We start from the raw sequence: 2,712 nt of genomic DNA, 5'->3' as shown, positions 1-2,712 counted from the left end.
CCCTAATTCACTAATCTTATCCCAGCTTAAATCACCAGGATTAACTGCATAACCATCTAAAACTACAATTTTCATTTTTATAACCTCCTGCTGTAATATACGTTACGTCAAATCTAATAGTTTTTTTAAAAAGCTTATGTTAATGGGCGGGGATGAATCGGCTATTTTAATTTTTAGTCAAGCTGAAAATAAATTGAGCAGCAATAAAGAGTAAAAATTAATTGCAGAATTATATAAGCTAAAATCTTTAATATTTTATTTCTACTTATAGATTTTTATTACAATTAGCATTTCTCTTTTTTTTTGCTGGATCTTAATAATTTTAATTTTTTTACTCCTTTATCATACAACAGCCTTATCATACGAAAAAATATTTTTGTATCTTTATTCTATTATATCAAAAATATTGAACTAAAGGGGCTTTTTAACTCGAAAAAAATTTACTCTTTATTGCTTACTATTTTTTTATTAGTCAAGCGTTTGACTAAAATTTATCAGAAATTCTTAGGACAGAAAATAAGCAAATCCAGTCTAATTCATTATAACATAAACTGCAGGGGCTGTGTACCAATTAGAAAAGCAGCTCCCTGGAAGAGGAACTGCTATCTTAATTCCAATCTATTCTATTAAAATATCTCCTTATTTTTAAGGTCTTCTAGAAGTCTGTCTTCTTCTAAAAAGCTTTCACCCTCCTGCATCATTCTTTGAAAAATTCTCATACCTTCTGCTGCATTAAGATCTGTTAAAAAATCAAGTGCTGTTTCTATACCTTCTTTATTTAACAGAGCTATCATCTTATAAAAAGCAAAATCACCCGACTGAAGCAGATTTTTTTCTTCTGCAAAATATTTTTCTTCTAAGAGATAGTCATAGTTTTTTAGTTTTAAATTATATTCAAATTTAATCTCAGCTTCTTCAGTAAATTCCACCTGCTTCTGATTAATTTTTGCAAGTTCTTTTAAACTTTCCTCTTCACTTAGCTGTTCGCTTTTTAGATAAATTTCTGCCATTTGAGCCAGCTGATTATCATATTTCTCCGGCATCTCAGCCAGTACTTCCTCAAAATCATCTTTTGTTTCATCCAGCTCAAGACTCAGCATATCCCTTTTTACAAAAATATTATATAAAGCAGCAGTATATAATTTTTTTTGATCAAAAAGGCCTGGTTCTTTCAATTTAATTAATACGTTAAATAATTTTACATAAGTACTTATTGGATGGGAGCTTAGACCTTTAGTTAAAGCAGATATCAGGGGAATCTTTGTCTCAGCTTTTATTTTTTTTAATAGTTCAACCACTTGATTAAATTCTTCAAGAGCAGTTAAAATTAATAATTTAGTGACCATTAAATCATCTTTTTCAAATCCTGATTTCTCCTGATAATATTTTAATGACTGCTCAATATCTTCTTTTGCCTGCTCTAAATTATTTTGATAATAATTATAGTGAGCTTTTAATAACAAAAATTCCGAGTTTTGATTATTATAGTCTGCAGCTTTTTGAAAATATTTTTCGGCAGCTGAATAGTATTCAATTCCAATTAACCCTTCCAGCAGCATCAAATATAATACTGAATCATAGGCGATCTCATCCAGCACAGAGTCAATCTCAGTTAAAAGATCATCTACCTCATTCTGATCTAATTGATCATCAATTGCTTCTATATTTTCATTCAGCTTTAAAAAGATATCAGCCAGTTTTTTAATTTCATTTTTAGAATTAAATTCCTTATCAGTTTCAAAACCAAAGCTGTTGATTAATAGAAACCTGAGTGTGCTGACTAAAGGAATTTTTTCAAGCCCATACTGATCTACCAGCTGATTTAGGGTTTTAAAATTATCCAGCCAGACTTCAAACATCAGCTCATACTTTTCAGCCTCATAAATAGTTAACATAACATGCATTAAAGCTTCAATATTTTGGAGCTCCTCTTCTTTTTCCAAAGCTCTATTTAGATATTTAACTGCCAGCTGAAAATTATAATTCATAGCATTAAGTAAGGCAAACATTATTAAAAGATCTGGATTATTGATGTCTTCTGGATCCAGATTATATTCGATCTTACTAATTTGTTCAATATCTTCTTTCTGAATTAACAATCTCAGCAGCAAGAAGAGCAGATTTTCTCCCATTTTCAAGCCAATCAAGCGCCAAAGTTTAAGCAGTTTTTCTTGAGTAACTTCTAAATCCCTTTTCTTAGTAGAGACTAATATTAATTCTACTATAAATCGGATATCTAGAGGATGATTCTTTTCTGCTTCAATTAAAATTTTATAGGCCTGGTCTAAATCATTAGTCTCAGATAATTTTTCTATATAATATTCTTCCGTATGTTCTGCTCTAACTCGGCTACAACATTTTTTGTACTTTTTACCACTGCCGCAGGGACAGGAATCATTGCGTCCCACATCATACAGTTTATATCTTGTCTCACCAGATGTCCGATTCATTAACCGGCTGATATCAGCCATAATATCTGACTGATTTTTATTCTTAAAATCTAAGTTATGTTCTTTTAAACTTTCTTCTGAATATAAATCAATAATTATTTCCTGTTTATCCATTAATACAAATCCTCCTAAGTCTTAGTTTTTAATTAGTTTAAGCAAAATATTTTTTTATAAACTTCCAGTGTCACAAGCTCCTGCGGCAGCCTGAGATCATTTTCCCAGGCCCGCTGCAGCTCTGCAGCCAGATCATTATATCCTCCAG

At 30.7% G+C, this 2,712-nt stretch carries 1 protein-coding gene; it reads right to left on the bottom strand.

The annotated features are described in order from the left end of the window. Positions 1-626: 626 nt before the first annotated feature. On the bottom strand, positions 627-2,564 hold the full coding sequence (locus tag CI949_RS19550) for an SEC-C metal-binding domain-containing protein (RefSeq protein WP_073160470.1): 1,938 nt from the start codon (positions 2,562-2,564) through the stop codon (positions 627-629). Positions 2,565-2,712: the final 148 nt, after the last annotated feature.

Source organism: Halanaerobium sp., assembly GCF_003070835.1.
Note: the sequence above shows the minus strand (reverse complement) of the source record. Positions and strands in the feature narration are given on the sequence as shown.

Excerpts from the sequence above, each read along its gene's own strand:
- CI949_RS19550 (WP_073160470.1), bottom strand. The coding sequence starts at position 2,564 with ATGGATAAACAGGAAATAATTATTGATTTATATTCAGAAGAAAGTTTA.